The organism is Micromonospora sp. NPDC049580, from assembly GCF_040675595.1.
GTDB lineage: Bacteria > Actinomycetota > Actinomycetes > Mycobacteriales > Micromonosporaceae > Micromonospora.
On sequence record NZ_JBFAPG010000372.1, the window covers coordinates 1 to 6383 of the forward strand.

Below are 6383 nucleotides of genomic sequence, written 5' to 3' on the forward strand. Positions count from 1 at the left end.
TTTCCGTTAGCGCCTAACGGAAACTGTCCAAGATCTCGAAGAGTTCGCTCAGACGGCGCCCGGATGGCGCGGTGCTGCGCCAAGATCGCGCCGGATCGGGGTGCGATCGGTGTGGCCCGGCCGGTCGTGGTCGGGTCGGCGTGGCCGGGTCGGTGTTGTGGGGTCGGGTCGGTGTTGTGGGGTCGGGTCGGTGTGGTCGGGCCGGGTCGGTGTGGTCGGGCCGGGTCGGTGTGGTCGGGCCGGGTCGGTGTGGTCGGGCCGGGTCCGTGTTGTCGGGTCGGGCCTGGTCGGTGTGGTCGGGTCGGGGTGGCCTGGTCGGTGTGGTCGGATCGGTGTGGTCGGGTCGGTGTGGCCTCGCTGGGGTGGTCGGGTCGGGTTGGTCGGTTGGTCGGTCTGCTGGGTGGGGCGGGACCGCCCGGCACGGGGGATCGGGCGGTCCCGTGCGGCGCCGCCGGGCCCGGGGGACGGGGAGCGGTGCCGCACTTCACAGTCTGGTGATCGGGCGACTACGGTCGGAAGGGTTTGGCCGGGTCGTCACAGCCGTCCTGTTTCCGTTGGTGACGCCGCTGGCGGCGGGCTGGAGTTGATCGTCGACGGGGTGGAGAGGCGGCAGGTCATGGGCGATGGGCAGATGACGGCGGCGGCGTTCCTGGTCACCGAGCTGCGCCGGGCGCGCGTTCGCCGGGGCTGGAGTCAGGACGAGCTGGCCAAGGCGGTCAACTACTCGCCGTCCATGGTCAGCGCCGTCGAGCTGGGCCAGCAGCCGCCCACCGGCAAGTACCTGGAACTCGTCGACCGCGCCCTGGACACCGGCGGCCTCTTCAGCCGCATGTCCACCGAGCTGGTCAGCCTGGACCGGGCGCAACCGTGGCTGCGCGGCTGGCAGGCGATCTTCGCGCAGGCGCGCACGATCCGGTGGTACGAGCCCCGCTACGTGCCAGGGCTCTTCCAGACGGAGGACTACGCCCGTGCGGTCTTCGAGGCCGGCGGCCTGCTCGCGCCCGAGGAGGTCGAACGGCGGCTGGCCGAGCGGATGAACCGCCAGAATGTGCTGCGCAGCGAGAGTGCCCCGCAGATCGTTGCGGTGCTGGACGAGGCGGTGCTGCGGCGACGGGTCGGCGGGCGGAAGGTGATGCGCGATCAGGCCCTGCACCTGGCCAGCCTCGCCACCGGGCACCCGCGGGTCCGGCTGCACGTGGTGCCGCGATCCGCCGAGGAATATCCGGGGCTCGGTGGGCAGTTCGCGCTTGCCGCCCTGCCCGACGGCACCGAGGTGGCCTACCTGGACTGCCAGGTTCGCGGCCAGGAGTTGGATAAGCCGAAGGATCTGTTGCGGTTGCAGCAGGTCTGGGAGGTTACCCTGGGCGAAGCCCTGCCCCCGCAGGCGTCCATCGAGTTGATCAGCGAGGTGGCCGAGTCGTGGAGTTGACCGACGCTCGATGGCACAAGAGCAGTCGCAGCAACCAGGACGCCAACTGCGTCGAGGTGGCTACGAACCTTGGGGGCGTGGTCGGGGTGCGCGACAGTAAGGACCCGGACGGGCCCGTGCTCGTGGTCGACGCGTACTCCTGGCGGCTCTTCGTGGTCGCGCCCCCGCGCTGACGCGACCGCCCTGCCCGCGACGGTGGTCGCGGGTCGGAAAAGGCGTCGACGGGGTCGTCGGGCGGGCGCGATGATCCGGTCATGGATGGCGATGACCTGGTTCCTCCGGGGACCGAGCGGCTGCGGTTGCGGCGGCTGAGCGTGGCCGATGTGGACGCGTTGGTCGAGTTGGACAGCGACCCCGAGGTGATGCGTTTCCTCACCGGCGGCGTCGCCACCCCGCGTGCCACCGTCCGGGACGAGCATCTGCCGAAGCTGCTCGCCCAGTACGACAGTCATCCCGGCCTCGGTCGGTGGGCGGCCGTCGATCGGGAGACGGGTGACTTCCTGGGCTGGTTCGCCCTCGACCCGTCCAAGGACGGCACCGAGGCCGAGCTGGGCTACCGGCTGCGCCGCTCGACGTGGGGTCGCGGCCTGGCCACCGAGGGGTCGCGGGCGCTGGTCCGGTACGCCTTCGACACCGTGGGCGTGCGTCGGGTGTGGGCCGAGACGATGGCGGTCAACGAGCGGTCCCGGCGGGTGATGGTGAAGGCGGGGCTGCGCTACGTGCGCACCTTCCACCTTCAGTTCGACGACCCGATCCCGGGGACCGAGCACGGCGAGGTGGAGTACGAGCTACTTGCCGACGTCGCTCAGGGCCGGCCGGCGGCCCTGCGGGCCCGGTAGGCGGTCACCGCCGCCCGGTTGCCGCAGCCGGCCTCGCAGAACCGCCGTGACCGGTTGCGGGACAGGTCGACGACGACGTTGCCGCAGTCCGGGTACTCGCAGATCCGCAACCGGCTCAGCTCGCCCATGCGGACCAGGTCGGCGATCGCCATCGCCGCCTCCACCGCCATCCGGGTGGCCAGCGGCGCGTCGCGGGGCACGGCATGCAGGTGGTACGGCTCGTCGTCGTGCTCGATGAGCTGCGGCAACGCCCGGTGCTCCAGCAGCAGGGCGTTGACCATGGCGACGACCTCCGGCGGTTCGGCGTGCCAGATCCGGCGCAGCCGGGGGCGTAGCTGCCGCACGGCGCGCAGCTCGGCGTCGGTGTGCTCGTGCCGCCCGCTGTAGGCGTGCCGGGTGAAGAACGCGTCCAGCGCGGCGACGTCGGGCAGCAACTCGCCGTCGCGGCCCGCGGTGTTGACCAACGCGGTGGCGGCGATCAACGAACATTCGGTGTCATGAGCGAATAGCAACTTGACTCCTGTCACGGTGGCCGCCTAGCGTCATGAGCACAAGGATAGTTTGCTCATGACACCGTGTCGTCCCCGAGGAGCGCGAGATGCAGTCACGACCCACCGCCGGCGCCGCGCTGGCGCTGCTCTCCGCGGTCACGTTCGCCACCTCGGGCACCTTCGCGCGGTCGCTCATCGAAGCCGGCTGGTCGGCCGAGGCCGCCGTCGTCGCCCGGGTCGGCGTGGCCGCCCTGGTGCTGGCGATCCCCGCCCTGCTCTCCCTGCGTGGCAGGTGGCACGTGCTGCGGAGCAACAGCGGGGCGGTCGTGATGTTCGGGCTGCTCGGGGTGGCGCTGGCGCAGGTGTGCTTCTTCAACGCCGTGCGGTACCTGCCGGTCGGCATCGCACTGCTGCTGGAGTACCTGGGCATCATCCTGGTCGTCGGCTGGATGTGGCTGCGGCACGGCCAGCGCCCCCGGCGGCTCACCGTGGCCGGTTCGGCCGCCGCCCTGTGCGGGCTGGCCTTCGTCCTGGACCTCACCGGCACCGCCGGCTTCCACCCGGTCGGCGTGGTGTGGGGGCTGGGTGCCGCGTTCGGCCTGGCCGGCTACTTCGTGCTCGCCGGCCGGGTCGACCCCCGACTGCCCTCGGTCGCCATGGCCAGCGGCGGGATGGCCGTCGGCGCCGCCGTGCTGCTCCTCGTCGGGCTGACCGGTCTGCTGCCGCTGCGTGCCACGTTCGGCGAGGTCACGTTCGCCGGGCACCGCACCACCTGGCTGCTGCCCATCGTCGGGCTCACGCTGGTCGCCGCCGTGATCGCGTACCTCGCCGGCATCGCCGGCACCCGGATCCTCGGCCCCCGGCTGTCGTCGTTCGTCGGGCTGACCGAGGTGCTGTTCGCGGTGCTGATCGCCTGGCTGTTCCTCGACGAACTGCCGACCGCCTGGCAGCTCTTCGGCGGTGCGCTGATCGTCGCCGGGGTCGCTCTGGTGCGCCTCGACGAACTGCGCGGTACGCCCGCGCCGGCCAACCTCGAGCCTGCGCTGGCAACCACCTCGCGGTGAGAGAGTGGTTGCCGTGCTGACCACCGTGGTGTTCGACGCCGACGAGACCCTGCTGGACCTGCGGCCGGCGGTGACCGCCGGGCTGGTGACCGTCCTCGACGAGATGCGGCGTCGTACGCCGGACGCCGCCGACGTGACGCTCGCCGAGCTGGAGTCCGACTGGGGCGCGGTCTTCGGCGAGTTGAGCGCCGCCCCGGTGCTGGAGATCCGCCGCGCCGCGCTGGCCCGGTCGCTGGCCCGCGCCGGGCTCGACGACCACCTCGACGAGATCGCCGCCCTCTTCTTCGCCCGCCGTTTCGCCCTCACCCGACCCTTCCCGGACGTCCCGCCGACCCTGGCCGCGCTGCGCACCCGGTACACGCTGGGCTTCGCCACCAACGGCAACAGCCGCGCCGAACGCTGCGGGCTCGCCGGGGAGTTCGCCTTCGAGATGTACGCGCACGAGAACGGCCTGCCCAAGAAGCCCGCCCCGGAGTTCTACGCGGCGGTGGTCGCGACCGCCGGGGTCCCCGCCGAGCAGATCGTGTACGTCGGTGACTCGTGGGAGCACGACGTGGTGGCACCCCGGCGGGCCGGCCTGCGGTCGGTGTGGCTGAACCGGCAAGGGCTGCCCCGCCCGGCCGGTTTCACCCCCGACGCGGAGGTGTCCACCCTGGCCGACCTGCCAGTGGTCCTGTCGGATCTGTCGGCGGGGTCGTCCGACCGGGTGGACGTGGGCATCGGGCTGGGCGGATGAAGGAGAGATTCACCGCCATAACGGACGTTCACCTGGCGTAAACCGGGCGGGTGTTGTGTGATGGCTGCCACGTCCCTCAACGAGAGGATCCGATGTGGTGAGCAAGCGCTTCACCGCCGGTGCCGTCGCGACCGCGGCAGCACTGGCACTTACGGCAGCGGGCCTGGGTGTACCGGCCAGCGCCGCGCCGAGCACCTCCCGCACCTTCACCGTCGTCGCCGAGGACGGCTTCGCCGCCGACACGGCCGTCGCCGCCATCCAGGCAGCCGGCGGCACGGTGGTGTCCCGGTCCGACGAGGTCGGCATGTTCCAGGTCACCAGTGATCGGGCCGACTTCGCCGCCAAGGCGACGGCAGCCCCGAGCCTGATCGGTGCCGCCGAGCAGAAGGCCATCGGCCGCAAGCCGAAGCTCGACCGGGTCGAGCAGGAGCACCTGATGGCGGCGTCGGTCGCAGCGGGCACCGCAGCCCGGCGCGGCGCAAAGATGGACCCGCTCGACGACAAGCTCTGGGGCCTGGAGATGATCCGGGCCGACAAGGCCCGCAAGGTCGAGCCCGGCGACCGCCGGGTGACCGTCGGCGTGCTGGACACCGGCGTCGACGCCAGCAATCCGGACATCGCGCCCAACTTCAACTGGGCGTTGTCGCGCAACTTCGCGCCCGACCGGACCGACGTGGACGGCCCGTGCGAGGTGCCGAGCTGCCTCGACGCGGTAGGCACCGACGACGGCGGGCACGGCACCCACGTGGCCGGCACCATCGGCGCGGCCGCCAACGGCTTCGGCCTCTCCGGTGTCGCCCCGAACGTGTCGCTGGTCGAGCTCAAGGGCGGCCAGGACTCCGGCTACTTCTTCCTCGACCCGGTCGTCAACGCGCTGGTCTACGCCGGCCGCTCCGGGATCGACGTGGTCAACATGTCGTTCTACGTCGACCCGTGGCTCTACAACTGCACCGCCAACCCGGCCGACTCCCCGGAGGCGCAGGCCGAGCAGCGGGCCATCATCAAGGCCATGAAGCGGGCGCTGGTCTTCGCCCACAACAAGGGCGTCACCCTGGTCGGCGCGCTCGGCAACAACCACGAGGACCTGGGCGCGCCGCGTACCGACACGTCCAGCCCGGACTACGGCGCCGACCCGTACCCGCGCCCGATCGACAACAACAGCTGCTGGGACCTGCCCACCGAGGGCCCGCACGTCATCGGTGTGTCGTCGGTCGGCCCGTCCGGCAAGAAGTCGGACTTCTCCAACTACGGCACCGAGCAGATTTCGGTCGCCGCGCCGGGCGGCTGGTTCCGCGACGGCTTCGGCACGGACACGTTCCGCACCTACGCCAACGAGATCCTGTCGTCGTACCCGAAGCATGTGCTCCAGGAGGAGGGCTCGGTCGACGCCGACGGCAACGTCGTCGCCGGCTTCGAGGAGTCCGTCTTCAAGCAGTGCAAGCCCAACGGTGAGTGCGGCTACTACACCTACCTCCAGGGCACCTCGATGGCGTCCCCGCACGCCGCCGGCGTGGCCGCGCTGATCGTCAGCCGGTACGGCAAGCCGCAGGGCCGGGGTGGCTTCGGCCTGTCCCCGGACCAGGTGGAGCAGCACCTCTACCGCACGGCGGCCGAGCACGCCTGCCCGGAGCCGCGCCTTCAGCAGTACCGCAACGAGGGCCGTGACGAGTCCTTCGACGCGTACTGCGCCGGAGGGGTCAACTTCAACGGCTTCTACGGGTACGGGATCGTCGACGCCTACGCGGCGGTGACGACCCCGCTCAAGCCCAACGCCCGCCCGTAAGACACCACCGCGAGGCCCGGTCGACGCTGGTCGACCGGGCC

The 6383-nt window shown here is 71.6% G+C and carries 7 protein-coding genes; 6 read left to right on the forward strand and 1 reads right to left on the reverse strand.

The genetic code is table 11. The annotated features are described in order from the left end of the window. Positions 1-616: 616 nt before the first annotated feature. From AB0J68_RS24290 to AB0J68_RS24300, 3 genes are all read left to right on the forward strand, one after another. Positions 617-1429 (forward strand): helix-turn-helix transcriptional regulator, encoded by an 813-nt coding sequence (locus tag AB0J68_RS24290; protein ID WP_363940558.1) that lies wholly within the window; start codon positions 617-619, stop codon positions 1427-1429. Then, positions 1420-1602, forward strand: coding sequence for a DUF397 domain-containing protein (locus AB0J68_RS24295; RefSeq protein WP_354857408.1), 183 nt, complete (start codon positions 1420-1422; stop codon positions 1600-1602). Before AB0J68_RS24290 ends, AB0J68_RS24295 begins: the two co-directional genes overlap by 10 nt. 81 nt (positions 1603-1683) lie before the next feature. After that, on the forward strand, positions 1684-2268 hold the full coding sequence (locus AB0J68_RS24300; RefSeq protein ID WP_363940554.1) for a GNAT family N-acetyltransferase: 585 nt from the start codon (positions 1684-1686) through the stop codon (positions 2266-2268). On the opposite strand, the gene AB0J68_RS24305 is transcribed toward AB0J68_RS24300, so the two are convergent. Next, on the reverse strand, positions 2235-2780 hold the full coding sequence (locus tag AB0J68_RS24305) for a CGNR zinc finger domain-containing protein (RefSeq protein ID WP_354857403.1): 546 nt from the start codon (positions 2778-2780) through the stop codon (positions 2235-2237). The genes AB0J68_RS24300 and AB0J68_RS24305 overlap by 34 nt on opposite strands. Before the next feature lie 86 nt (positions 2781-2866). Between AB0J68_RS24305 and AB0J68_RS24310 the strand changes: the two genes are divergently transcribed. The 3 genes from AB0J68_RS24310 (at position 2867) to AB0J68_RS24320 (ending at position 6342) form a co-directional block, all read left to right on the forward strand. Then, positions 2867-3823: a DMT family transporter gene (locus AB0J68_RS24310; RefSeq protein WP_363940555.1), complete on the forward strand. Its 957-nt coding sequence runs from the start codon at positions 2867-2869 to the stop codon at positions 3821-3823. Positions 3824-3836: 13 nt separating this feature from the next. Continuing rightward, positions 3837-4559 (forward strand): HAD family hydrolase, encoded by a 723-nt coding sequence (locus tag AB0J68_RS24315; RefSeq protein ID WP_363940556.1) that lies wholly within the window; start codon positions 3837-3839, stop codon positions 4557-4559. Between the two features lie 97 nt (positions 4560-4656). Next, positions 4657-6342, forward strand: coding sequence for a S8 family serine peptidase (locus tag AB0J68_RS24320; RefSeq protein WP_363940557.1), 1686 nt, complete (start codon positions 4657-4659; stop codon positions 6340-6342). Positions 6343-6383: the final 41 nt, after the last annotated feature.